General features: G+C 69.6%; 26 protein-coding genes and 1 tRNA gene. 13 read left to right on the top strand and 14 right to left on the bottom strand.

What is annotated here, in order from left to right; all coding sequences use genetic code 11:
- Window positions 1-42: 42 nt before the first annotated feature.
- From LI334_RS05930 to LI334_RS05910, 5 genes are read left to right on the top strand one after another with little or no spacing between them, the layout of a single operon-like run.
- Window positions 43-1533 (top strand): NADH-ubiquinone oxidoreductase-F iron-sulfur binding region domain-containing protein, encoded by a 1491-nt coding sequence (locus LI334_RS05930; RefSeq protein WP_227262249.1) that lies wholly within the window; start codon window positions 43-45, stop codon window positions 1531-1533.
- A complete protein-coding gene (locus LI334_RS05925; protein WP_227262248.1) occupies window positions 1530-2447 on the top strand; it encodes a 2Fe-2S iron-sulfur cluster-binding protein in 918 nt (305 codons plus the stop codon). Before LI334_RS05930 ends, LI334_RS05925 begins: the two co-directional genes overlap by 4 nt.
- Window positions 2444-4741 (top strand): formate dehydrogenase subunit alpha, encoded by a 2298-nt coding sequence (fdhF, locus tag LI334_RS05920; protein WP_227262247.1) that lies wholly within the window; start codon window positions 2444-2446, stop codon window positions 4739-4741. The genes LI334_RS05925 and fdhF overlap by 4 nt, the downstream gene beginning before the upstream one ends.
- Window positions 4742-4743: 2 nt before the next feature.
- Window positions 4744-5331 (top strand): DUF1641 domain-containing protein, encoded by a 588-nt coding sequence (locus tag LI334_RS05915; protein WP_227262246.1) that lies wholly within the window; start codon window positions 4744-4746, stop codon window positions 5329-5331.
- Complete coding sequence (locus LI334_RS05910; protein ID WP_227262245.1) at window positions 5331-7217, top strand: molybdopterin oxidoreductase family protein; 1887 nt, start codon at window positions 5331-5333, stop codon at window positions 7215-7217. The genes LI334_RS05915 and LI334_RS05910 overlap by 1 nt, the downstream gene beginning before the upstream one ends.
- On the opposite strand, the gene yqeC is transcribed toward LI334_RS05910, so the two are convergent.
- Window positions 7214-7930, bottom strand: a complete 717-nt coding sequence (yqeC, locus tag LI334_RS05905) for a selenium cofactor biosynthesis protein YqeC (RefSeq protein WP_227262244.1) — start codon at window positions 7928-7930, stop codon at window positions 7214-7216. The genes LI334_RS05910 and yqeC overlap by 4 nt on opposite strands.
- A gap of 36 nt (window positions 7931-7966) precedes the next feature.
- On the bottom strand, window positions 7967-8218 hold the full coding sequence (locus tag LI334_RS05900; protein ID WP_227262243.1) for a hypothetical protein: 252 nt from the start codon (window positions 8216-8218) through the stop codon (window positions 7967-7969).
- A 72-nt stretch (window positions 8219-8290) separates the two neighbouring features.
- Between LI334_RS05900 and LI334_RS05895 the strand changes: the two genes are divergently transcribed.
- Entirely contained in the window at window positions 8291-9433 is a 1143-nt protein-coding gene (locus LI334_RS05895; RefSeq protein WP_227262242.1) for a rhodanese-like domain-containing protein, read from the top strand.
- Here the strand turns inward: LI334_RS05895 and LI334_RS05890 are convergent.
- Together LI334_RS05890 and LI334_RS05885 are read right to left on the bottom strand one after the other, a co-directional pair.
- On the bottom strand, window positions 9430-10476 hold the full coding sequence (locus tag LI334_RS05890; RefSeq protein WP_227262241.1) for a beta propeller repeat protein: 1047 nt from the start codon (window positions 10474-10476) through the stop codon (window positions 9430-9432). The two genes, LI334_RS05895 and LI334_RS05890, sit on opposite strands and share 4 nt — an antisense overlap.
- Before the next feature lie 165 nt (window positions 10477-10641).
- Complete coding sequence (locus tag LI334_RS05885) at window positions 10642-11589, bottom strand: WD40/YVTN/BNR-like repeat-containing protein (RefSeq protein ID WP_227262240.1); 948 nt, start codon at window positions 11587-11589, stop codon at window positions 10642-10644.
- A gap of 83 nt (window positions 11590-11672) precedes the next feature.
- On the opposite strand from LI334_RS05885, the gene LI334_RS05880 reads away from it, so the two are divergent.
- Both LI334_RS05880 and LI334_RS05875 read left to right on the top strand, forming a co-directional pair.
- On the top strand, window positions 11673-12674 hold the full coding sequence (locus LI334_RS05880; protein ID WP_227262239.1) for an NADP-dependent oxidoreductase: 1002 nt from the start codon (window positions 11673-11675) through the stop codon (window positions 12672-12674).
- A gap of 39 nt (window positions 12675-12713) precedes the next feature.
- Window positions 12714-12923, top strand: a complete 210-nt coding sequence (locus LI334_RS05875; protein ID WP_227262238.1) for a hypothetical protein — start codon at window positions 12714-12716, stop codon at window positions 12921-12923.
- 94 nt (window positions 12924-13017) lie between these two features.
- On the opposite strand, the gene LI334_RS05870 is transcribed toward LI334_RS05875, so the two are convergent.
- From LI334_RS05870 to LI334_RS05855, 4 genes are all read right to left on the bottom strand, one after another.
- On the bottom strand, window positions 13018-13983 hold the full coding sequence (locus LI334_RS05870) for a transcription initiation factor IIB (protein ID WP_227262237.1): 966 nt from the start codon (window positions 13981-13983) through the stop codon (window positions 13018-13020).
- A gap of 63 nt (window positions 13984-14046) precedes the next feature.
- Complete coding sequence (crcB, locus tag LI334_RS05865; protein WP_227262236.1) at window positions 14047-14400, bottom strand: fluoride efflux transporter CrcB; 354 nt, start codon at window positions 14398-14400, stop codon at window positions 14047-14049.
- Entirely contained in the window at window positions 14400-14774 is a 375-nt protein-coding gene (locus tag LI334_RS05860; RefSeq protein ID WP_227262235.1) for a CrcB family protein, read from the bottom strand. Before LI334_RS05860 ends, crcB begins: the two co-directional genes overlap by 1 nt.
- Window positions 14771-15157 (bottom strand): plastocyanin/azurin family copper-binding protein, encoded by a 387-nt coding sequence (locus LI334_RS05855; protein WP_227262234.1) that lies wholly within the window; start codon window positions 15155-15157, stop codon window positions 14771-14773. Before LI334_RS05855 ends, LI334_RS05860 begins: the two co-directional genes overlap by 4 nt.
- A gap of 97 nt (window positions 15158-15254) precedes the next feature.
- On the opposite strand from LI334_RS05855, the gene LI334_RS05850 reads away from it, so the two are divergent.
- Both LI334_RS05850 and LI334_RS05845 read left to right on the top strand, forming a co-directional pair.
- A complete protein-coding gene (locus LI334_RS05850; RefSeq protein ID WP_227262233.1) occupies window positions 15255-15971 on the top strand; it encodes a DICT sensory domain-containing protein in 717 nt (238 codons plus the stop codon).
- A 42-nt stretch (window positions 15972-16013) separates the two neighbouring features.
- A complete protein-coding gene (locus LI334_RS05845; protein ID WP_227262232.1) occupies window positions 16014-17234 on the top strand; it encodes a metal-dependent hydrolase family protein in 1221 nt (406 codons plus the stop codon).
- On the opposite strand, the gene LI334_RS05840 is transcribed toward LI334_RS05845, so the two are convergent.
- From LI334_RS05840 to LI334_RS05830, 3 genes are read right to left on the bottom strand one after another with little or no spacing between them, the layout of a single operon-like run.
- Complete coding sequence (locus LI334_RS05840; RefSeq protein WP_227262231.1) at window positions 17231-18121, bottom strand: cation diffusion facilitator family transporter; 891 nt, start codon at window positions 18119-18121, stop codon at window positions 17231-17233. The genes LI334_RS05845 and LI334_RS05840 overlap by 4 nt on opposite strands.
- 47 nt (window positions 18122-18168) lie before the next feature.
- Window positions 18169-18477 (bottom strand): hypothetical protein, encoded by a 309-nt coding sequence (locus LI334_RS05835; RefSeq protein ID WP_227262230.1) that lies wholly within the window; start codon window positions 18475-18477, stop codon window positions 18169-18171.
- A 42-nt stretch (window positions 18478-18519) separates the two neighbouring features.
- A complete protein-coding gene (locus LI334_RS05830) occupies window positions 18520-18714 on the bottom strand; it encodes a hypothetical protein (protein WP_227262229.1) in 195 nt (64 codons plus the stop codon).
- A gap of 142 nt (window positions 18715-18856) precedes the next feature.
- Here LI334_RS05830 and LI334_RS05825 point away from each other — a divergent pair, with 142 nt between their 5' ends.
- Window positions 18857-19459: a cyclase family protein gene (locus tag LI334_RS05825; protein WP_227262228.1), complete on the top strand. Its 603-nt coding sequence runs from the start codon at window positions 18857-18859 to the stop codon at window positions 19457-19459.
- Here LI334_RS05825 and LI334_RS05820 read toward each other — a convergent pair.
- Both LI334_RS05820 and LI334_RS05815 read right to left on the bottom strand, forming a co-directional pair.
- Window positions 19456-20757 (bottom strand): MFS transporter, encoded by a 1302-nt coding sequence (locus LI334_RS05820; protein ID WP_227262227.1) that lies wholly within the window; start codon window positions 20755-20757, stop codon window positions 19456-19458. The two genes, LI334_RS05825 and LI334_RS05820, sit on opposite strands and share 4 nt — an antisense overlap.
- Before the next feature lie 58 nt (window positions 20758-20815).
- Window positions 20816-21619 (bottom strand): HD domain-containing protein, encoded by an 804-nt coding sequence (locus tag LI334_RS05815; RefSeq protein ID WP_227262226.1) that lies wholly within the window; start codon window positions 21617-21619, stop codon window positions 20816-20818.
- Window positions 21620-21718: 99 nt separating this feature from the next.
- Here LI334_RS05815 and LI334_RS05810 point away from each other — a divergent pair, with 99 nt between their 5' ends.
- Window positions 21719-21979: a twin-arginine translocase TatA/TatE family subunit gene (locus LI334_RS05810; protein WP_227262225.1), complete on the top strand. Its 261-nt coding sequence runs from the start codon at window positions 21719-21721 to the stop codon at window positions 21977-21979.
- 39 nt (window positions 21980-22018) lie between these two features.
- A tRNA-Arg gene (locus LI334_RS05805) sits at window positions 22019-22091 on the top strand.
- Between the two features lie 150 nt (window positions 22092-22241).
- Here LI334_RS05805 and LI334_RS05800 read toward each other — a convergent pair.
- The gene (locus tag LI334_RS05800) at window positions 22242-22412 is read right to left on the bottom strand and encodes a hypothetical protein (protein ID WP_227262224.1); all 171 of its coding nucleotides are present in this window, start codon (window positions 22410-22412) and stop codon (window positions 22242-22244) included.
- Between the last annotated feature and the right edge of the window lie 4 nt (window positions 22413-22416).

Here is a 22416-nt window from a genome sequence, read left to right as displayed (position 1 = left end):
ATTTGGGGCTGGCTTGAGAACAGTTGTTCGAGACGATGCACGATGTCTGAAACTGTAGGAAGCCAGCGACTCGCGGTACGGGTCGCCGGTCGCGAGTCGGGGGACGTCGCGGCGGCCGCCCGCGAGCGAGCGGACGCACCAGTCGTCGAGGCGGGTTCGACGGGCGTGCCGGGCGTCGAACCGCTCCTCGCCGCGAGCGACGGCGACGAGACGACGTTCTACGCGAACGCCACACCAGCGGACGCCGAAGCCGTCGCGGACGCGCTCGCCGGGGACGGCGCGCTTCCCGACGGGGACGCGACGGTCGATACAGCGGACGCGGCGGCGCTCCCGCTCCCCGACCTCGACGGGTTCGGGGCGGAGCGCTCGGTGCTCGCGCGGTGCGGCTGGATAGCGCCGACGAACCCGGACGCGTACGCCGACGCGGTCGGCTTCACCGACGCCGACCCCGACGCTGTCGTCGAGAGCGCGGGCGGCGTGCTCGGGCGCGGCTGGGGGGACTGGAGCGCCGACGAACCCGTCGGCCCGCTCTGGGAGGGCGTCCGCGAGCGCGACGGCAGTCCCGCCGTCGTCGTGAACGCCCACGGCAACCCCGGCGACGCGCTCCTCGGGGAGAGCGACCCGTTTTCTGTACTTGAGGGCGCGGCGCACGTCGCGCGCGTCGTGGACGCCGTGCAGGTGTTCGTGTACGTGAGCGAGGACGACGAGGCCGCCCGGGACGCGCTCACCGCCGCCGCGGACGCCTACCCCGACTTCCCCGTGGACGTGTCGGTGGTGGAGGGGCCGGCGGCGTACCGCGCCGCGGAACCGACGATGGCTATCGAGGCCGTGGAGGGCAACCATCGGCTCGAAGCCCGCCTCCGCCCGCCGGGGCCGGAGGTCGAGGGCGTGTTCGGCGAGCCGACCGTGGTGCACACGGCGCGGACGGTCGCGCACGTCGCCGCCGCTGTTCGCGGCGAACCCACGGACTCGCGCGTGCTGTCCGTGACGGGGGACGCCGACGAGGCGACGCTCGAACTCACCGCGGACGACGCGCTCGACACCGCGCTCGACGCCGCCGGCGTCAGCGACTACACGGGCGTGCTCGTCGGCGGTCGGTTCGGCGGCCTGACCACCGACCTCGACGTGACGCCGACGCCGGACGCGCTCGACGCCGCCGACCTCGGGACGGACGGCGTGCTCGAAGTGCTCGGCCCGGACGCGTGTCCGGTCGCGTTCGTCGGGAAGCGCGCGCAGTTCGCGGAGGACGCGAACTGCGGGCGGTGCGTGCCCTGCCGCGAGGGGTCGAAGCAGTTGACCGAACTCCTCCGGGACGTGTACGAGGGGTCGCTCGACCGCCCGAAGATAGACGAACTGATGCGCGTGATGGAGTCGTCGAGCGTCTGCGCGTTCGGCCAGCACGCGCCGCGGCCCGTCCGCACGGGCCTCCAGGAGTTCGCGGAGGAGTTCGAAGCGCACGCGCAGGGGACGTGTCCCGCCGGACAGTGTCTCTCTGACGCGACAGGAGAGGAGCCAGCGAGGGCGAAACCATGAGTTCACACGAACCAGAACCACATTCGGAGTTCGACGTACCGCCACTGACGGAGACGATTGCGCCCGGAACCGCGAGCGACCCCGACGTGACGAGCGCGGAGACCGCGACCGTCACGGTGGACGGCCAGGAGGTCGAGGTCGAAGCGGGTTCGACCCTGCTCGACGCCGTCGAGGAAGTCGAGACCGACGAGTACGTGCCCGCGCTCTGTCACTACGACCGCCAGGACATCGGCCCGCGGAGCGAGTGTCGAACCTGCATGGTCGAGACCGACGAGGGCGTCGTGCCGGCGTGCAGCACGCCCGCCGAGGACGGCCTCGACGTGTCCACGGACGCCGCTCCCGCGTCCGAGGCGCGGGACGTGAACCTCGACCTCGTGCTCTCCGACCACAACCTCCGCTGTACGACGTGCGGGAAGAACGGCCGGTGCGACCTCCAGGACGTCTCCATCGAGAACGACGTGGAGGAACCCCGGTACGGCGTGCTCGACGACCGCGACGAGTACGAACCCATCGACGACACGAGCGACTTCATCCAGATCGACCGCAACAAGTGCATCCTCTGCAACCGCTGCGTGGAGGCGTGTAACGACGTGCAGGTCGAGGGCGTTCTCCGCATGGAGGGCCACGGCGGGGACACCCGCATCGGGTTCCAGAACGGCTCGGACACGATGGAGGGCTCGACCTGTGTCTCCTGCGGGCACTGCGTCACCGTCTGCCCGACCGGGAGTCTCGTCGAGAAAGGCATCGAGGACGCGACGACTATCCCCCTGCCCGGGTTCAATCAGAAGAACAGCGTCGGGAAGGTCGTGGAGTCCGCGGACGTGGAGAAGGGACCGATGACCCCGATGAAGCGCGACCAGGTAACCGAGACCACCCGGGAGACGGGTGGCGACGAGGAGCGTGACTGGCCATGACGAACTTGGACGAACGCACCACGGACGACGAGGAACAGAAGGAGGGCGTCGCCGGCTTCATGCAGGGCGCCCGGAAGAAGGCGCTGTCGAACGTCGAGCACGTCGCCGAGGGGACGGCCGCGGGAACGCTCCCCGAGGGGAAGCTGTTCGACATCGCGACCACCATCGGCGATAAGCGCCTCGAAGACCTCACCGTCGAGGACACGACCTGCGGCTACTGCGCGGTCGGCTGTCGGTTCGACGTGTACACGGACGGCGACGAAGTGCTCGCCACCCGGCCCACGGAACCCGAGAAGTCGCCGGTGAACGGCATTTCGACGTGCGTGAAGGGGAAGTTCACGTACGACTTCGTGGACTCCGAGGGCCGGCTGACGACGCCGCTCGTCCGCGACGAGAACGGCGAGTTCCGCGAAGCCTCCTGGGACGAGGCCTACGAGCGCGTCGTCGAGGGCTTCCAGGACATCAAGGAGGAGTACGGCGGCTCCGCGATGAGCATGATCGCGTCCTCGAAGGCGACGAACGAGGAGAACTACCTGATGGGGAAGTTCGCCCGACAGGTCTTGGGGACGAACACCGTCGACAACTGCAACCGGCTCTGTCACTCCTCGACGGTCGCCGGGCTCGCGCGGACGTACGGCTACGGTGCCGCGTCCGTCTCGACGGAGGACTTCGAGCAGGCGGACGCCATCTTCCTCACCGGGTCGAACACGACCGAAGCCCACCCCGTGCTCGCGACGCGCATCAAGCAGCACGTCAAGGACGGGAAGGAGCTCGTCGTCTTCGACCCCCGCGAGGTTCAGATAGCCGAGTACGCCACCCAGTACACGGAAGTCCGGCCCGGGTTCGACCAGGTCTGGATCAACGGCCTCGTCCGGTACATCATCGAGAACGACCTCTACGACGAGGAGTTCGTGGAAGAGCGCACGCGCGGCATCGACCAGGTGCGTGAGGCCGTCCAAGAGTTCACGCCCGACTACGTCGAGGAGGTCACGGGCGTCACGCCCGAGGAACTGAAGTCGGCCGCGGAGACCATCACGAGCAACGACCGCGTCGTGTTCGGGTGGACGCTCGGCCTGACCGAGCACTCCCACGGCACGGAGAACATCATGGCGATGGCGAACCTCGCCGCCATCACCGGCAACCTCGGCAAACCGGGGACGGGAGTGTCCCCCTTCCGCGGGCAGAACAACGTCCAGGGCGGCGGCGGCGACATGGGGCCGCTCCCGGACAACTTCCCCGGCTACCAGTCCATCACGGACGAGGAGAACCGGAAGAAGTTCGAGGAGGCCTGGGACTGCGAAATCGACCCCGAACCCGGGTTCTACACGACGGAGATGTTCCTCGCGGCGAACGAGGACGAACTCCAGGGGATGTACTGCATCGGTGAGAACCCCTCGCTCTCCGAACCCGGGTCGAACCACGCCTCCGAGGTTCTGGAGGAGATGGAGTTCCTCGTCGTCCAGGACCTCTTCTTGAACGACACCGCGAAGTACGCGGACGTGGTGCTGCCCGCGTGTTCGTTCCTGGAGAAGACGGGGACATTCACGAACACCGACCGCCGCGTCCAGATGGTGAAGCAGGTCATCGACCCGAAGGGCGACTCGAAGACCGACTGGGAAATCCTCCAGGACCTCGCGAACCGGATGGGCCGCGAGTGGGACTACGACAACACCGCCGAAATCATGGAGGAGATGCGCCAGCTCACCCCCATCTACGGCGGTATCACGCAGGAGCGCGTCGAGGAGGAGGGCGGCCTGCAGTGGCCGTGCTACGACCTCGACCATCCCGGCACGGAACGCCTCTACACCGAGGAGTTCAACACCGAGGACGGGCTCGCGCACCTGCAGGCCGTCGGGTACAACGAGCCGGGTGAACTCCCGGACGAGGACTACCCGCTCTCGCTCACGACCGGGCGCGTGCTCTACCAGTACCACACGGGGACGATGACGCACCCCGAGGAGGGAATCCAGGGGTACAACGACCGCGACTTCGTGGAGATCAACCCCGAGGACGCGGCGGACTACGGTATCGAGGACGGCGACCTCGTCACGCTCGAATCCCGCCGCGGCGAAATCACGGTGCCCGCGCAGGTCACCGCCCGCATCGGGTCGGGGACGGTGTTCGCGCCGATTCACTTCGCGGAGACGTGCGTGAACAAACTCACGGACTCGGAGCGCCTCGACCCGCACGCCCGCACGCCGGAGTTCAAGGTGTCCGCGGTGCGCGTGACGCCCGTGGAGGGCGAACCGGACGTCGACTTCGAGACGCGCGAACCTGTCTCGGGTGACGACTAACGATGGCGAAACCGACCACTGACGTTCCCGACGCGGCGCTGAACGTCGAACCCGAGCGACCGCAGGAGGGCGAGGACGCCCTGCGCTCCGTTCTGGAGGAGTACGGCGGGGACTACGCGGACGCCATCGAGTACACGGACGAGCTCGAAGCCGTCCTGGAGACGGCGATTCTCGTCATCGCGAGCGCGGACGACGACGACGTGGACAAGGTCACGCAGTCCATCGTCACGCTCGTCGAGGCCGGTGACGCGCTCTCGACCGAGGGCACGGTCGCACTCGCGGAGGGCGTCGGCGAGAACAGCGACGACCTCGCGGACGCCTTGGACTCCGTGCTCGCGCTCCAGCAGTCCGGCGACCTCGACGAACTCATCGAGATGGCGGGCGTGCTGTCCGCGCTCGACGTGGACGAGACCACGGTCGCCGGATTGAACCGCGTGCTCGACGCGGTCGGGGAGGCCGAGGAGGAATCGGAGCCGGCGGGGCCGTTCGCGCTCGTCGGCGCGATGTTCGACGCGGACATCCGCGCCGGACTCGGCTACCTCCTCTCCGTGCTCCGCTCGCAGGGGAGTCGCCTCCGCTCCGAGGACTGATGGCGGAGGGAACCGTCTGCCCGCTCTGCGCGGTCGGCTGCCGGCTCGACGTCGGCGACGACGGCGACCGCGCGGTCGGCCGGACGGGCCCCGCGAACCCGGACGGAAGCCTCTGCGCGAAGGGCATCCGCGCGCCCCGCGTGCTGGACGACCCCGACCGCTTGACGACGCCGCTCGTCCGCGAGGACGGCGACCTCGTCCCGGCGTCGTGGGAGCGCGCGCTCGACCGCGCCGCGGACGGCCTTCAGGGGGTTCGCGCGGAGTACGGCGCGGACGCGCTCGCGTTTCTGGGCGCGCCGCACTGCACGAACGAGGAGAACTATCGCCTGCAGAAGCTCGCGCGCGCCCTCGGTACGAACAACGTGGACAACCGGGCGCGGGCGTGCCACGAGGAGGCGGCGGGCGCGCTCATCGAGCGGTTCGGGTATCCGGCGACGACGTTCGCGGCCGACGACCTCGACGACACCGACCTGTTGCTCGCAGTCGGCGCGAACCCGGCAGTCCAGCAGCCCGTGTTCTTCGACTCGTTCGTCCGCCCCGCCGTGAACCGGGGGGACGCGACGCTCGTGCAGGTCGACCCGCGCGAGAACGAGACGACGCGGCTCGCCAGCCACCACGTCGCGCCGCGGCCCGGGTCGGACGCGCGCTTCCTCCAGGCGGTGTGCGCGCGCCTCGTCGAACGCGGCGACGTGGATAGGGACTTCCTCGACGAGCGCACGACCGGCTACGAGGCGTACGCGGACGCGGTGGCGGACATCGACCCCGTGAGCGCGGCGGCGGAGACTGGCGTGTCGGCTGACGCGGTGGACGCGGTGGCGGACGCGGTGGCGGACGCCGACCGGGTCGCCGTGCTCGCCGCGACGGGCGTGGAGAACGACGGCGGCGCGACGCCGAACGCGCTCCTCGACCTCCTCGCGCTCACCGGGAACGTCGGTCGGCCCGGTACCGGGTTCGGCCTCCTGCGCGGACTGAACAACGAGCAGGGCGCGACCGACGCCGGCTGTCGGCCCGACGGCCTCCCCGGTCACGCGCCGCTGGACGACGAGTCGGCGCGCGCCCGCCTCGCGGACGCGTGGGGCGTCGCACCGCCCCGGGAGCCGGGATTGACCGAGAAGGAGGCGTTGCCGGCGTTCGGCGAGGACGTGCGCGGCGTGCTCGTCGTCGGCGAGAACCCCGGGGTGTCGAAGCGCGACGAAGCCGAGGTCGCGGAGCGACTGGCGTCCCTGGACACGCTCGTCGTGCTGGACGTGTTCGAGTCGGAGACGACCGCGCACGCCGACGTGGTGCTCCCGGCCGCCGTCGGCCTCGAAAAACCCGGGACAGTCACCTCGCTCGACCGGCGCGTCCAGCGGCTCTCCCCGCGCGCCGACCCGCCCGGGGACGCGCGCTCCGACCACGCGATTCTCGGCGGCCTCGGCCGCCGGCTCGCCGGTGACGCCTTTGCGGGCGACGTCGAGGACACCGCGCGCGAACTCGCGGCCGTGAGCGACCTCCACGGCGGGCCGGACGGCGAGCGCTGGCCGCAGGGCGAAGACACGCTCTACACGGAGTCCTTCGCGACCGCGGACGGCCGCGCGCGGTTCGTCGAACCGTCGTTCGAGGCGTCGCGGATTCCGGAGGGTGCGTTCGCGCTGGTGGTCGCGAGCCGCGCGGGCGGGTTCGGGATGGAGGCCGGCGACGACCGCCTCCGCCTCAACACCGAGGACGCGGCCGAACTCGGCGTCGCGGACGGCGACCGCGTCGCGGTCTCGACCGTGGACGGCGACGCCACAGTGGACGCGGTCGCGCACGTCACGGACGGCATCCGCGCGGGCACGGTCGCCCTGCACGCGGACGCCGCCGACCCGCTCGTCCGCGCGGGCGCGACCGCCGTCCGCATCGACTAGCGAACGCCGACCAGCGGGTCGTCGCGGACGTGACTGGTGAGCGCCACCCGCGCCACGTCCGCGCGCTCGTGGACGCCCGACGCGATTTCTTCGGCGATATCCCGGCGCTCCTGGTCGTCGACTTTGTTCAGGACGGGAATCACGGTCGCGTCCGCTGGGACGTTCTTCAGGCCGCCGTCGGGGTGTGCGAGCACCGCGGCGACGTGCTCGGGTTCGATGGTGTCACCCGTTTCGAGGTCGGTGAGCGCGGCGACGCGCTCGGGCCGGTGAACCGACTCGTCGGTGAGCGGGTCGCCGACGACCGCGGTGGAGGCGACGGGGAGGACGGTGTCGGTGTTCGCGGGGATCGGCGGTTCGCCCTCCTTGGGGGCCTTGAACTCGCGGCCGCGCGCGCCGTCGGCCTTCACGAGCACGGCGTCCGCGAGGTCGCGGAGGCCGGCGACGGTGTCGGGGTCGTAGCCCTGGTAGTGGCCGGGCCGGTACTCGCCGGCGACGACGCCGACCGGGAAGTCGGCCGCGGCCTCGATTGCGGCGCGCGGGTCGTCGGTCACGCGGAACGTCGAGACGCGCTCCGTGAGGTCGGGGACGCGGGTGGTCGTGGTGACGACGGCGCGCGGGATGCGGTCGGCGAGCGCGAACGCCGTGGTCTTCTTCCCGCCGGCTCCGACGATGACGACGACGCCGTCGGCGGCGAGGGCGTCACGGAACTCCATACGGTCGCTGAGAACGGTAGACGGGTAAGCGCGGCGTTACTCGGGGAACCCGCCGGGGGTGACGGCGCGCTTGCCGGCGTCGGTCGCGCGGAAGACGACTTCGCCCGTGACGGGTTCGACGAGGCCGCGGTCGGCGAGGACGGCGCAGCGGCGCTCCACGTAGGGCGTGTGCGCGCCGACCCGGTTGGCGATGATGGCCGCGTACTCCACGCGGCCGTCCGCGAGGAAGTCGAGTATCGCCGCGTCCACGGGTCGGAGCGCCGGACTGCCGCTTCGCGCGTCGCTCATACACCTTAGTGAGTATTGTTACCATATAACAGTATCGGGTGCATCTAAGTTCGCCACCCACCAAGCCCGGGTGTGCCCGCGACCACCACGCCCGACGAACTCGCCGCGCTCCTCGACGCGGACGCCGACGCCGCCATCCTCGACACGCGCCCGCCCGAGAGCTTCGACGCCTGGCACCTCCCCGGGGCCGCGAACGTCCCGTACAAGCCGAACCAGCCGTTCCCCGCGGACGCGCTCCCCGACGGCCTCGACACCACCGACCGCGTCCTCACCATCTGCGCGAAGGGAACGTCCTCGCGCTTCCTCGCGGAGGAACTCGACGCCGCGGGCTACCGTGACGTGTCCGTCGTCGCCGGCGGCATGCGCGACTGGAGCGCCGTCTACGAGACCGTCCCGGTCGTCGCGCGGAGCGACCTCGAAATCGTGCAGGTGCAGCGCCGCGCGAAGGGCTGTCTCGGCTACGTCGTCGCCGACCCGCGAACGGAGGAGGCGGCCGTCGTCGACCCGACCCGGCACACGGAGCGGTTCCGCGCCCTCGCCGACGCACGGGACTGGGAGGTCGTGCGCGTGCTCGACACGCACGTCCACGCCGACCACGTCTCCGGCGGCCGACGGCTCGCGGACGCCCTCGACGTGCCCTACCACCTTGGCGCGAACGCCCGCGAACGCGACGTGACCTACGAGTACGAGGAAATCGCGCGGAACGAGACCGTATCGGTGGGCGGCGTCTCCCTGAAGGCCGTGCCGACGCCGGGCCACACGACCGACCTGACGAGCTACCTCGTCGCGGACGCCGCGGTGCTCACCGGGGACGCGCTGTTCACGGACTCCGTGGGGCGGACGGAACTGGAGTTCGGGGACGCGGACGCCGACCGGGGGGCGCGCCTCCAGCACGAGAGCCTCCAGCGAACCCTCCTCGCGCTCCCGGACTCGCTCGCCGTGCTCCCCGGGCACGCGAGCGTCGCCGCGGACGGCACGTGGTCGCCGACGCCGCCCGGTCAGCCCGTGAAAGCCCGGGTCGGCGCGCTCCGCGACCGCCTCCCGTTGCTGTCGCTGTCCGAGGACGCGTTCGTGGAGCGACTCACCGCGAGCGCGCCGGCGAAACCGCCGAACTACGAGCGCGTCATCGCCATCAATCGCGGCCGCGAGACCGTCGAGAACGAGACCGAACTCACCGAGCTGGAACTCGGCCCGAACAACTGCGCTATCGACTAGCGTTCGAGGATGGTGCCGCCGGAGCCGACGACCACGTCCACGTTCGTGCCGCTCGGGCTGTCGTAGTGGTCTTTGAGGGACGCCTCGTAGAGCGTGGCCGTCACGCCCGTGTCGGCGGACTCCCAGGTGCCGCCCGCCTTCGCCTCGTACGCGACGCCGTTCGAGCCGACGATGAGTTTCTCGCCGCTCGCCACCTGGTCGATGCCGCGGAGGGCTTTCGACCCGAGGTCGATGGGCGTCCAGCGCATACAGGAGCAGTCGAGGCGGTAGACCTTCCCGGTGCCGCCCGTGACGTAGACGTACTCGGTGCCGTCCTGCTTGTACGAGATGGTGTCGTAGAACGCGACCTGGGCGTCCGGGATTCCCACGTCCGTCCACGTCGTGCCGGCGTCCGCGGTCTCGAACGCGTTCCCGCTCGTGTCGATGGCGTGGACGGTGTCCGTGCCGTTCTCGCGGGCGTCGATGGCGGGAATCGTGGAGCCGCTCCCCGGTTTCTGGAGGCGGAGTTCGTCGCTGTCGTTCGTCCAGACGAGACAGCCCTCGGAGTCGGTGGTGCCCTTGAGCACTTCGCCGGAGCCGTTCGCGACGTACACGGTCTCCTGGTCGCGCGCTCCGGTGACCGTAATCGCCTCCCACGTGCTCGTCATGCCGTGGGGCGCGGAGTAGTCGGTCTTCATCCCGGTCTCCACGTCGTACGTTCCCATCGCGCCGCTGGAGCCCGCGAACCAGACGCGCTTGCCGTCGTCGGTCACGGCGGCCGTGCGGAGGCTGTTGCTCCGCGTCGCCGGGCCGGCGTTGTAGACGACCTCCCAGCCGTCGGCCTTCCGGTGGAGGATGTTCCCCGTCTTCCCGACCGCGACCGGCCCGGCGACCGTGTCGCTGACGCCGTAGAGCGTTTTCTCCGTCGGGCTGGACACTTTTGTCCAGCCGTCGTCGCTCGCCGCGGTGGTCGTGTTGACGACCGTCGCCGCTCCGAGCGTCGCGATAGCTGCGCCACCGGCACCCTTCAGCGCGGTTCGCCGTGAGACAGGCAGTTCGGACATCGTTAGTTCACCTACTACCCGCAACGAGTGTCCACGTAAAGTGGCTTATGGCGGATTCTTCTAGACAAACGGCCACTAAATAACTTATTTATAAAACGTTCGGCCAAAAATGGTTGGTGGTCGCGCGGCTAGCCGTCGTGTGGCTCCCGGGAGAACGCGAACGGCCTACCGTTCGAGAATCGTGCCGCTGTCGCCGACGACGACCGTCGGACTGCCGAGCGCGACGCCGTTCAGGTGGTTGCCGGTCTCGCTTCCGTACTGCGTCCAGCCCGCGTCCGCGCGCTCGACGAGCGTGCCCGCGCCGCCCGCGCCGAGGAACTCGTCTCCCGCGCGCTCGAACGCGCTCACCTCCTTCGACCCCGCGGACTCCGGCGTCCACCGCATGCAGTCGCAGTCAAGCCGGAACACCTGACCGTTCGCGCCCGCGACGAACGTCTCCTCGCGGCCGCTCACCACGTCGTACAGCGGCACCGCGGCCTTCTCCAGGCCGACCGTCCGCCACGTCGCGCCGCCGTCCGTCGTCTCGTACACGGACGACCCGCTCGTAACCACGTGGCCCGCGTCCCGCGAACGCACGTCCACGCCCGTCACCGCGTACCCGCTCCCGGTATCGGTCGCCGTCCACGACGCCGACTCCCCGGACGCCTCGCCGCCGACGACCGTCCCCGAGGTCTTCGCGAGGTAGACGCGCTCGTCGCCCGCCGACCCCGCGACCGCCACGTCCCGGAACGAGTCACCCTGGTTCACGGGCTTCGAGAAGTCCGTCATCGCTCCCGACGCGACGTCGAGCGCGCCGACGCTCCCGCTCGACCCCGCGACCCAGAGGCGGTCGCCGTCGTCGCTCGCCGCGCACGCGTACAGGGACTTCCCGCGGCCCGCGCCGTCCGAGCGCGCGACCGACCACTCGCCGCCGTCGCGGCGGAGCACCGTCCCACTCCCGCCGACCGCGTACGCGCCCGCGGACGTGTATGCCGCGTCGTGCAGGCTGCTCCCGGTCGGAGAGGAGACGCTCGACCACGCCGACCCCGTCTCGGAAAGCGCGCCGATGCCGGCCGCAGCGACCCCCGCGGTCGCCATGCCCGCGAGCACGTTCCGGCGTGAGAACTCGACCATCTTGCACCGTCGTAGGCGGGGGGACGGAAAAGTCGTTGGGGCCGACCACACACGACTAAATGCCAGCCGAGAGACGGGTTCGTATGGCCGAGACCAACCGACAGTGGATTCTCGCGCAACGCCCAACGGGCGAACCGACCCACGACGACTTCGAACTCCGGGAGACGGAGAAACCGACTCCGGACGCGAACGAAGTGCTGGTCGACCTCTCCTACATGTCCGTCGACCCCTACATGCGCGGCCGGATGCGGGACGCCGAGTCCTACGCCGAACCCTGGGACGTCGGCGACCCGATGCAGGCCGGCGCGGTCGGCACCGTCGAGGAGTCGAACCACCCCGACTTCGACCCCGGCGATACCGTCGTCGGCAACCTCCGCTGGGCGGACTACGTCGCTATCGACGGCGCGGAGCTCTCCCACGTCCGCACCGGCGACGCCCCCGTCAGCACCGCGCTCGGCGTGCTCGGGATGCCGGGCCGCACCGCCTACTTCGGCCTCTACGACGTGGGCGAACCCACGCCCGGCGACACCGTCGTCGTCTCCGGCGCGGCCGGCGCAGTCGGCTCCACGGTCGGCCAGCTCGCCAAACTCGCCGGCTGCGAAGTCGTCGGGTACGCCGGGAGCGACGAGAAAGTCCGATACCTGGAGGACGAACTCGGCTACGACCGCGGCATCAACTACGAGGACGAAGACGTCCGCGACGCCCTCCGCGACGCCACCGACGGCGTCGACATCTACTACGACAACGTCGGCGGCCCCATCACGGACGCCGTCATGGATCACCTGAACGTGGACGCGCGCGTCGTCGTCTGCGGCCAGATCGCCCACTACAACGACACCGAACGCCCCACCGGCCCCCGCCACTTCGGCAATCTCATCCAGACGCGCGCCCGCGTCGAGGGCATCCTCGTCCGCGACTTCGCACCCCGCTTCCAGCAGGCCACCGAACGCCTCGCCGAGTGGGTCGCGTCCGGCGACCTCACCTACCGCGAAACCGTTACGGACGGCCTCGAAAACGCCCCCGACGCCTTCCTCGGGCTCTTCGAAGGCGAGAACATCGGCAAACAGCTCGTCAAACTCGACTGAGAGCCGAACCTTTAGCGGCCCCGACCCGAACGCTCAGCTATGCCCTCCCGTGACGGCTTCGAGACCTGGCTCGAATACGAGGTCGCACTCAGCGCCCTCCTGATTCTCGCCGCCATCACCGTCGGCGCGGGCCGCATCCTCGTCGCACTCCTCCGACAAGCCCCGCTCACGACCGTCGAACTCGTCCTCTACGGCGGCCTCGTGCTCCTCGCCGGTAGTTTCGGTGCGCTCCGGTGGCTCAACAGATAGCACCGCAAAAATACCGCGTAAACCGTCTCCGAACCACTCGTGCTCGCGGGTCGTTCCTCTCCGCTCGCTTGTTCGGCGAACGCGAGGCGGTCGCCTACTGGAATCCCATCGCTTCGATCTGTTCCTGATAGCGGTTCCGGATGGTGACCTCGGTGACCTGCGCGACGTCCGCGACCTCGCGCTGGGTCTTCTTCTCGTTGCAGAGGAGAGAGGCGGCGTAGATGGCGGCGGCGGCGAAGCCGGTCGGGGATTTCCCGGAGAGGAGGCCCTGTTCGGCGGACACGTCGATGATTTCGTTCGCCTTCGACTGGGTTTCCTCGGAGAGTTCGAGTTCGCTCGCAAAGCGCGGGACGAACTGCTTGGGGTCGACGGGCTCCATTTCGAGGCTGAGTTCCTGCGCGACGTACCGGTACGTGCGGCCGATCTCCTTCTGGTCGACCCGGGAGACTTCAGCGACCTCTTCGAGACTGCGGGGGATGCCTTCCTTCCGGCAGGCGGCGTAGAGGCAGGCGGTGGCGACGCCCTCGATGCTACGGCCGCGAATCAGGTCTTCCTTCAGCGCGCGGCGATAAATCACGGAGGCGACTTCGCGGACGCTGCGGGGGACGCCGAGGGCGGAGGCCATGCGGTCGATTTCGGAGAGGGCGAACTGGAGGTTGCGTTCGCCGGCGTCCTTCGTCCGAATCCGCTCCTGCCACTTCCGCAGCCGATGCATCTGGGAGCGTTTCTTCGAGCTGATGGAGCGACCGTAGGCGTCCTTGTCCTTCCAGTCGATCTGGGTGGTGAGGCCCTTGTCGTGCATCGTCTGGGTGGTTGGCGCGCCGACGCGGGATTTCTCCTGGCGTTCCGAGTGGTTGAACGCACGCCACTCCGGCCCCCGGTCTACGTTGTCCTCCTCGATGACGAGGCCGCAGTCCTCGCAGATGAGCTCCCCCTGGTCCGCGCTCACGCTGAGGTTCGTGGAGTCACACTCCGGGCAGACCCGAACCCCCTCCTGTTCGGAGCCCGTCGTTTCCTCCGCCTGGTTCTCGCGCTCCCGCTGCCGGCTGGGGCGTACCATCGTACGTACACCAAACACATCGGTAGTTTTAAGCCCTTTGTCTGGTGCGTCATGTTACCAAGACTATAGGCTCGCGGCGGCCCACGCGACCCCGACCGCGGCGAACGACCCCACGAGGTTCAGGAGGGCGTTCGCGGCGGCCACTCGGGGCCGCCCGTCCTCGGCGAGCCGCACCGTCTCGTACGCGAACGAGGAGAACGTCGTGAACGCGCCGCACGCGCCCGTTCCGAGGAAGAGCAGCCACGTGTCGCTCGCGTTCGCGAACGTGAGGAGGGCGAGCGCGAAACTCCCGAGGACGTTCACCGCGAGCGTGCTCCGCGGGAACTCGGTCTCGGGGACGAGCACGCCGACGTAGTACCGGGCGAGCGCGCCGAGCGCGCCGCCAGCGCCGACGAGCTGTGCGGGCGGCACGTCCATCAGGCGTCACCCCCGAGCGCGCGGGCGAGCGCGCGGCCGACGAGCACGCCGAGCAGGGCGAGCGCGTAGTTCGCGGCGACGTTTCCCGCGAGCACGAGCGGCGCGCTCTGCAGGCTCTCGACGGCGAACGTGCTGTACGTCGTGAACGAGGAGAGAAAGCCCGTGGCGGCGACGACGCGGGTGCGGTCGGCGAGCACGCCGACGTGGTACGCCTCGTACATGACGAACCCGAGGAGGAAGCTCCCGGCGGCGTTCGCGGCGAGCGTGCCGGACAGGCCGGGGAGAAAGAGCGCGAGGAAGTATCGGAGGTTCGCGCCCGCGAACCCGCCGACGGCCACGAGAACGGCCGTTTCGGCGGATTCGAGGCGGCTCATTCCTCGACGACAGTGATGTCGCCGACCATCCCCATGTTCTCGTGGGGGGTGCAGACGTAGTGGTACTCGCCCGGAACGGTGAACGTGTGCTGGTGTTCGAACCCGGCGTCCTCCCACTCCTCGTGGCCCGCCCAGTCCGACTCGGCGGGGATGCCGTCGGGGACGACGTTGTGCCCGCCGTCGAACCACTTCCAGATGACGGTGGTTCCGGCCTCGATGGTGAGCGTATCGGGAGAGAACGCGTACCCGCCGTCGGGCGAGACCTCGATGAGCGTCGTCTCCGGCGGGAGCGACGTGACGGTGACGTTCGTTCCGCCAGCGCATCCGGCGAGCGCCGCGACCGCGCCGACACCGGCCGTTCGAAGGAACTGCCGCCTGTCCATGCCAGTACATCACGTTGGGAGCGAAAAACGCCTTCCGGTTCGTCCGACCCCGAACGAGGCAGTACGTATTTATAGTTTCGTCAGTGAAAGGAGGCCGATGGGTCTCCGCGACATCGTCTCGGGCGTCGAAAGCCGCGAGAAGACGCTGACAGTGTACACGCCGACCGACGCCCTCGCCGACGCCGTCCGCGACTACTTCGCGTCCCAGAACGTGCGCGTCGCCCACGAACCGGTCGCGGACGCGGCGGACGCGCGCGTCGAACTCTCGGACGGCGACGGCGAACGGGTGACGTCCGTGGACGTGGAGGCTGTGGACGAACTCGTCTCCGGGCGCTCGAACCGCGAGTTCGGGGACGCGGTGCCCTACCGGGCGCTCCTCGAACACCTCGACCGCGCGACGTTCACGTCCTACGACCGCCGGCAGATGGTGACGGCGTCCCGTGAGGTCGAAGACCGCGCGTGGCGGGTCGGCGAGGGTTTGCTGGTCGCGGGGTTCCAGACGCTGTCGACGTTCGAAACCCAGCACGAGGCGTACCGGTTGCTCGCGGAGACGAACCTGGACGTGCACGTGTACGGCGCGCCCGACGCGGACGTGGCCTCCGTCGGGACGACCCTGCACCCCGTGGACTCCCCGGACGTCCGGGAGACGTGGTTCGTCGCGTTCGACGGCGGCCCCAGCCCCGAACAGAAGTCGGCGTTGCTCGCGGAGGAGCGCGAGCCGGGCGAGTTCTACGGGTTCTGGACGTACGACCCGGACACCGTCGACCGCATCATCGACGCGGTTCCCGGCACCGCGAACCGGCCGACGGCGTAGGCTACCCGTAGGCTTTTCTCACCTGCTACGCGAGAGCGTACCATGGTAGTTATCGATTGCGGCGTCCTCGTGGACGGCCGCGCGGACGACCCGCTCAGTGACGCCCGCATCGTCGTCGAAGACGAGACCATCGCCGCGGTCGGCACGCAGGAGGACGTGAACGCCCCGGACGGCCACGACCACGTCTCGCACCCCGACGCGACCGTGATTCCCGGCCTCATCGACGCGCACGTCCACCTGCAGGGGTCGCGGTCGATGAACCCGATGGACTGGGTGACCGACGGCGACGCGCTGTGCGCGGCGCGCGCGACCGCCGACCTCCGCGACCTCCTCGCGGCGGGGTTCACGAGCGTGCGCGACGTGGGGAGCACGACCGGTCTCGGCCTCCGCGGGGCCGTCGAGTCCGGCGAGATTCCGGGGCCGCGCGTGTACACGAGCGGGAAGTCCATCAGTCAGACCGCGGGCCACGGCGACAGCCACAGCCTCCCCTACGACTGGGCGGCGGACGCCGGTCTCGGCATCTCCGCGCTCGCCGACGGCCCGGCGGAGTGCCGGAAGACCGCGCGCAAGCAGATCCGGGAGGGCGTGGACTCCCTGAAGATCATGACGACGGGCGGCGTGCTCTCGGAGCGCGACGCGCCCGACCAGAGCCAGTTCACGGAAGAGGAGATAGCGGCGATGACGGAGGAAGCCCACCGCGTCAACATTCCGGTCGCGAGCCACGCGCAGGGGTCGGCGGGCATCAAGAGCGCGCTCCGGAACGGCGTGGACACCATCGAACACGGCTTCTACGTGGACGACGAGGCCATCGACCTCCTCCTCTCGACGGACGCGACGTTCGTCCCGACGCTCGCCATCATGCACCGCATCGTCGAACACGGCGACGAGCACGGCGTCCCCGAACACGGCCTCCGGAAGGCCCGCGAGGCCTACGACGCCCACCGCGAGAGCGTCCGGAAAGCGTACGACGCGGGCGTGCCGATAGCGCTCGGCACGGACTTCCTCGGCCCCGCCCTCGTCCCGCACGGCGAGAACGCGATGGAGGCCGAACTGTTCGTGAACGAAATCGGCATGAGCGAGATGGAGGCGATTCAGGCGGGGACGCGCGTCGCGGCGCGCACCGTCCCCGACGACGACCTCGGCACGCTCGAACCCGGACAGCGCGCGGACATCGTCGTGCTCGACGACAATCCCCTCGACGACATCTCGGCGATCCGCGAGAGTGTGCAGGCGGTGTACGCGCGCGGCGAGGAAGCGGCCTAGTTCTCGGGGGCGTCCTTCCACTCGCCCATCCCCGCGGGGTCGAGGTGGATGTGCACGTCGCCCACGTCGGGGAGCGCCATCACGCGCTCTCGGAGTTCGGTTTCGAGGTCGTGGGCCTCCCGGAGCGTGTGTTCGTCCGCGACCTCCGCGTGGAACTCCACCTCGATTTCGGTGCCGACGTAGTGCGCGGTGAAGTCGTGGATTCCCGCGACCTCCTCGTGGGAGCGGACGGCGTCCCGAATCGCGTCGAGTTCCTCCTCGGGGGGCGCGCGCCCGACGAGGTAGTCGATGTTCTCCCGGGAGATGGCGACGCCCTCGCGAATCACGAGCACGCTGACGAGCGCGCCGGCGATGGGGTCGAGCATCGGCTCGCCGATTGCAGCGCCGAACACGCCGACCACGGCGGCGAGGCTGGTGTACACGTCGTTCAAGCAGTCGGCGGCGAGCGCGTCGAGCGCGGGCGATTCGAGCGTCTCGTTCAACAGGGTGGTGTACCGGTAGACGAGCACCATGTCGAGCACGCCGAACGCGAGCCCCGCCACGAGCAGGGGGTCGAACACCACGTCGGGCGCGTGGAGCACGGAGAGACCGGCGTCGTAGAGGATGCGCGCGCCGAGCACGACGAGCGTCGCGCCGACGAACAGCGCGGTGAGCGGTTCGATGCGCTCGTGGCCGTGCGGATGGGAGCGGTCGGGACCCTCGAAGGAGAGGCGGCCCCAGACGAGCACGATGAGGCTCGCGAGGAGGTCGGCGAGCGAGTGCGCGGCGTCCGCGACGAGCGCGAGACTCCCGAACGTGACTCCGACGACGCCCTCCACGACGATTTTGAGGACGTTCCCGACGACGTTCGCCCAGGTCGCCCGCAGGAACGCGCTCCGGTCGTCCATCACCGGAAGGACGGAGAGCCGGCAGTTAGGGGTTGCGTTCGTGCGCGCTACACGTCGAACTGCCTGGTGTAGGCGACCGTCCAGAACGTCGCGGCGAGCACGAGAACCACGTACCCGACCCGGGAGGCGGCGGTCGTGTCGCCCGCGAGTTCGAGGACGCCGAGCGCGAGCGTCCCCGCGACGGCGGGCGACAGGCGGAGCGCGAACCCCCGCCCGAGTTCCTCGTCGTCCACATGCTCCGGCGTATCCGCCCCGACGCCCGCGATGAGGCTCGTGTGACCGCGCGCGATGAGCGCGAGGAGAACCGTGAGGCCGACGGCGATACCGACCAGCGCGACGCCTGCGGCGGTGCTCATACGCCGCCCTCGAACGCGACACCGTATAGGTCTTCCGCGCCCCTACCGGAGGAGCACGCCCAAGCCCGCGACGTACGCCGCGGCGACGCCCGCGAGCGCGTACTCGACCGCGTCGAGGAGCGGCACGCCGAGTTCGACGAGCGCCGCGGGCGCGACCACCAGCGCGACCAGAAGGAGCGGGAAGTACGCCGCGTACGCGGCGGTTCGGAGGGCCTCGACGACCAGCGAGGAGGGCATACCTGGGAGAGGGCGTGGGATGGTATAGCCCCACGCTAAGCGCAAACAGCGATTTGACCCATATCGGTACGGCGGTAATCCACGCGCGCACGGCCGCTCGGCGACCACGGGAGTTAGGGCGGCGGCGGTCGTTCGCGGTGGTATGCGCGATTGTTCGCACGCCGTCACGGACGGAATGCCCGTCTACCCGGGCGACCCCGCCGTGTCGGTCGAACCGGCGGCGACGATGGAGGCAGACGGGTTTCGCGTGCATCGGCTCGCGCTCTCCACGCACGCGGGGACGCACCTGGACGCGCCGAGCCACCTCGAACCGGACGGGCGGACGCTCGGCGAGTACGATATCGAGGCGTTCCGCTGGGACGCGCGCGTCGTCCACTGCGACCCCGGACGCGATGGTTCGATTCGCGAGGGCGACGTGCCCGCGGCCGACGGCGCGGACGCGGTGGTGTTCGCGACCGGGTGGAGCGAGCACTGGGGGGCGGACGAGTACCGCGAGCATCCCGCACTCACGCCGGACGCGGCGGCGCGGTGCGCCCGCGAGGGCTACCACGTCGGCGTGGACTGCCCGAGTGTCGACCCCGCCGGGAGCGCGGCGTTCCCGGCGCACCACGAACTCCTCGGCGCTGGCAGGCTGATTCTGGAGAACCTCACGAACCTCGCGGGCCTCCCGGAGCGCGTGACGATGCACGCGTACCCGCTGGCGGTGGACGCGGACGGCGCGCCCGCTCGCGTGGTCGTGGATTAGTCGTCGGTGGCGAGCGCTTGCGCGCGTTCGCTCACCGTGCTCCGCCGGTACATGAGGACGAACGCGGCGGTGGCGACGAGGATGACGCCCGCGGCGACCGCGAACGCGACGGGCATCGAGGAGAGGTCGGTGATGATGCCGACGGTGAGCGGGCCGACTATCTGCCCGACCTTCCACGAGATGGAGCGGAGGCTCATGCTGGACGCGACGGAGTCGAAGCGCTCACCCTCGGTGACGAACAGGCTCATGCTCGCGGGGAGGCGGATGCTGTCCGCGACGCCGAGCACCGCGTACGCGCCGAACATCACGGCGAGCGCGCCGGCGTTCGTGACGGTGCCGACGACGGGGAGAACCGCGGTGGTCAGGAGGTCGTTCGCGGGCGCGGCGAGCGGGAGCATCGCGGTGCCGACCGCGTAGAGGAGCGCGCCCGCGACGACGAAGCGGTGTTCGCCGCCGAGGCGGTCGGTGAGGTCGCCCATGTAGCCCTGGAGGAGGGCTTTCGCGAGCTTTCCGCCGGCGAGGATGCCGCCGATGACGAGCGAACTCACGCCGAACACGGTGCGGGCGTAGATGGGGAGGAAGAGGATGACAGCCATCTTCCCGAAGCTGAACGCGAGGCGGAACGTGACGAGCGAGCGCACCATCGGGCGGCCGAGGAGGGCGACGAGCGTCTCCCGGCCGGTCGCGTCCGCGGGGTCGGTCATCCCGCCGGGGTTGTCCCGGAGGAACAGGAGGACGAGCACGGTCGCGGCGAGCGTCACCGCCGAGAGAACCACGTACGTGAACGTGAAGCCCTGCGAGTAGAGGAGGTAGCCGCCGACGAGGTCGCCCGCCATGCTCGAAAACGCCGCGACCTGGTTGTAGGTGCCGAGCCAGCGTCCGCGCTCGCCGTCCGGGCTGATTTCGCCGACGACGGCCGACCCCGTAATCCAGAGCACGCTCGCGCCGACGCCCTGGAGGATGCGGACGAGGATGACGTGCACGGCGTTCTCCACGAAGATGAACGCGACGAACACGAGGACGTTGACGAGGAGGCCGGCGACGAGGTAGCGCTTCGCGTTCCCGGTGTCGATTTTGCGGCCGAGCGGGAGGACGATGAGGAGTTGCGCGAGCGCGAACGTCGCGCCGAACAACCCCTCGACGAACCCCGTGGTGCCGAACAGGTCGGCGTACAGCGCGAGCGCGAGGAGGAGCGTCGAGTACGCCTGACTGCGCGCGAACGCCGTGCCGGAGAGCGCGACGAACTCGGCGTTCCTGAAGAGCGAGAGCGGACTCCCACGGTCTTCGGACTCGGCCACGAGTACGCGACGCTACCCGCGCGCCGTCCTTAAAAAACGCGTCCGGCGAGGGGTTTGCCTACAGTTCGATGCGCTCGACGAGGCGCTCGCCGTCCCCGCTCGTGTTGATGGCGACGATGCGGATGCTGTCTTCGAGCATCGACCGGTCGAGTTTCTCCTTCAGGAGGTTGTCCACCTGGTAGACGCCCGCGGCGTTGTGCATCTTGATTTCGACGAGCACGGGCGTGTCGTCGCCGGGTTCGAGCGTCACCTCCCGAATCGCCTGACTCGAAATCGTATTGATGCCGCGGCCGCCGCGCTCGTACGGAATCCGCGAGCGTCCGCGCTCCATGTCGAGACCGTCCGCGACCCGAATCACGCCCGCCTCCGTCGTCAACGGCTCCTCCTCCGTGTGATGGCAGAGGATTGCGTGCAGGACTTCCGCCTTCACGCGCACCGCGTCCCCGGTTCCGTAGAACTCGGGCAGGAGGCGGTCGAGCAAGTCCGCCGCGAGCGGAATCGAGTAGTAGGAGTGGTCGTCGCGGTGGACGACGTGCCCGATGTCGTGCAGAGTCGCCGCGAGCGCGACGATGACCGCCTCGTCCGCCTCGTCGAGCCCCTGGTCGGTCGCGCCGTTGAACGCCACGCCACCGCGCTTCAGGAGGTCGTACAGCCGCAACGCGCGATTCCGCACGATTTCGATGTGCTTCGCGCCGTGGTCGTTGTAGCCCTTGCGCGCCACCGGGTTCACGTTCTGCGCCTCCAGGTAGGCCTGAATCTCCTCGTCCGACTCGATGTACGCCAACACGTCGTTCACCTTCCCGTCCGGGAACGCGTGCTCCTCGCTCGGGTCGTACGCGTGCGTCCCGCTCGCTTCGCTCATACCTCTGCGTCCGACCGCCGCGCCGAAAAAGACCGCGGGTCACACCCACCCACACGAGCAAAAGGCCTATAATCAGGTATAGGCTACCAATGGGTAGAGATGCTCACTGTACCAGCGTTCATCGGGGGTCTCCCGGGCGGGATGGAGTTCGCGGTCATCCTCCTGCTCGCCGTCCTCCTGTTCGGCGCAAACAAAATCCCGAAACTCGCCCGCTCCACCGGCCAGGCGATGGGTGAATTCCAGAAGGGTCGCGAAGAAGTCGAACAAGAACTCCAGGAAATCCGCGACGGCGACGCACCCGCCGAGACGGAATCCGACTCCACCACGGACTCGGACACCGACAAGACGACCACCAACTAACCGACACGGCTTTTTCCAGCGCCCCACTCACCCCGATAGGGGCGCGTGGCCAAGCGGACAAGGCGAGAGGTTCCTAACTTCTAGACCGCGGGTTCAAATCCCGCCGCGCCCGCTCCTGCTACGAACGAACGTGAGTAGCGGAGCGAACCGCGGGATTCTGAATCAAGGAGGACGCGCGCAGCGAACACGAGCACGTCGCGGGAGTCCTGCAGGACGCGGAGCGTCCTGCTACGTCGCGCCCGCTAGTCTGTTCTGTGTGGTGTTATGAGGCGGCGACGAGTTCGGCGAGTGCGTAGATGATGGTGAGTGCGGCGGTGATGACGCCGATGGTGCCGAGAAGTTGGTTTCGGGGGACGGTGGTGGTCTGGGCGACGACGAGGAGGGCGAGGAGAATGACGAGGAGGGCGAGCAGGCGGTCGGTGCGGTCGGACATATGC

The sequence above is a fragment of the Salarchaeum japonicum genome, assembly GCF_020614395.1.
GTDB classification, from domain to species: domain Archaea; phylum Halobacteriota; class Halobacteria; order Halobacteriales; family Halobacteriaceae; genus Salarchaeum; species Salarchaeum japonicum.
The sequence above is the reverse complement of the archived record's forward strand: the minus strand, read 5'-3'. Positions and strand labels throughout refer to the sequence as shown.

Bases quoted from the DNA above. Each gene is read 5' to 3' on its own strand.
- LI334_RS05930 (WP_227262249.1), top strand. From the start codon at position 43: ATGTCTGAAACTGTAGGAAGCCAGCGACTCGCGGTACGGGTCGCCGGT.
- LI334_RS05925 (WP_227262248.1), top strand. From the start codon at position 1,530: ATGAGTTCACACGAACCAGAACCACATTCGGAGTTCGACGTACCGCCA.
- fdhF (WP_227262247.1), top strand. From the start codon at position 2,444: ATGACGAACTTGGACGAACGCACCACGGACGACGAGGAACAGAAGGAG.
- LI334_RS05915 (WP_227262246.1), top strand. From the start codon at position 4,744: ATGGCGAAACCGACCACTGACGTTCCCGACGCGGCGCTGAACGTCGAA.
- LI334_RS05910 (WP_227262245.1), top strand. From the start codon at position 5,331: ATGGCGGAGGGAACCGTCTGCCCGCTCTGCGCGGTCGGCTGCCGGCTC.
- yqeC (WP_227262244.1), bottom strand. From the start codon at position 7,930: ATGGAGTTCCGTGACGCCCTCGCCGCCGACGGCGTCGTCGTCATCGTC.
- LI334_RS05900 (WP_227262243.1), bottom strand. From the start codon at position 8,218: ATGAGCGACGCGCGAAGCGGCAGTCCGGCGCTCCGACCCGTGGACGCG.
- LI334_RS05890 (WP_227262241.1), bottom strand. From the start codon at position 10,476: ATGTCCGAACTGCCTGTCTCACGGCGAACCGCGCTGAAGGGTGCCGGT.
- LI334_RS05885 (WP_227262240.1), bottom strand. From the start codon at position 11,589: ATGGTCGAGTTCTCACGCCGGAACGTGCTCGCGGGCATGGCGACCGCG.
- LI334_RS05880 (WP_227262239.1), top strand. From the start codon at position 11,673: ATGGCCGAGACCAACCGACAGTGGATTCTCGCGCAACGCCCAACGGGC.
- LI334_RS05875 (WP_227262238.1), top strand. From the start codon at position 12,714: ATGCCCTCCCGTGACGGCTTCGAGACCTGGCTCGAATACGAGGTCGCA.
- LI334_RS05870 (WP_227262237.1), bottom strand. From the start codon at position 13,983: ATGGTACGCCCCAGCCGGCAGCGGGAGCGCGAGAACCAGGCGGAGGAA.
- crcB (WP_227262236.1), bottom strand. From the start codon at position 14,400: ATGGACGTGCCGCCCGCACAGCTCGTCGGCGCTGGCGGCGCGCTCGGC.
- LI334_RS05860 (WP_227262235.1), bottom strand. From the start codon at position 14,774: ATGAGCCGCCTCGAATCCGCCGAAACGGCCGTTCTCGTGGCCGTCGGC.
- LI334_RS05855 (WP_227262234.1), bottom strand. From the start codon at position 15,157: ATGGACAGGCGGCAGTTCCTTCGAACGGCCGGTGTCGGCGCGGTCGCG.
- LI334_RS05850 (WP_227262233.1), top strand. From the start codon at position 15,255: ATGGGTCTCCGCGACATCGTCTCGGGCGTCGAAAGCCGCGAGAAGACG.
- LI334_RS05845 (WP_227262232.1), top strand. From the start codon at position 16,014: ATGGTAGTTATCGATTGCGGCGTCCTCGTGGACGGCCGCGCGGACGAC.
- LI334_RS05840 (WP_227262231.1), bottom strand. From the start codon at position 18,121: ATGGACGACCGGAGCGCGTTCCTGCGGGCGACCTGGGCGAACGTCGTC.
- LI334_RS05835 (WP_227262230.1), bottom strand. From the start codon at position 18,477: ATGAGCACCGCCGCAGGCGTCGCGCTGGTCGGTATCGCCGTCGGCCTC.
- LI334_RS05830 (WP_227262229.1), bottom strand. From the start codon at position 18,714: ATGCCCTCCTCGCTGGTCGTCGAGGCCCTCCGAACCGCCGCGTACGCG.
- LI334_RS05825 (WP_227262228.1), top strand. From the start codon at position 18,857: ATGCGCGATTGTTCGCACGCCGTCACGGACGGAATGCCCGTCTACCCG.
- LI334_RS05815 (WP_227262226.1), bottom strand. From the start codon at position 21,619: ATGAGCGAAGCGAGCGGGACGCACGCGTACGACCCGAGCGAGGAGCAC.
- LI334_RS05810 (WP_227262225.1), top strand. From the start codon at position 21,719: ATGCTCACTGTACCAGCGTTCATCGGGGGTCTCCCGGGCGGGATGGAG.
- LI334_RS05800 (WP_227262224.1), bottom strand. From the start codon at position 22,412: ATGTCCGACCGCACCGACCGCCTGCTCGCCCTCCTCGTCATTCTCCTC.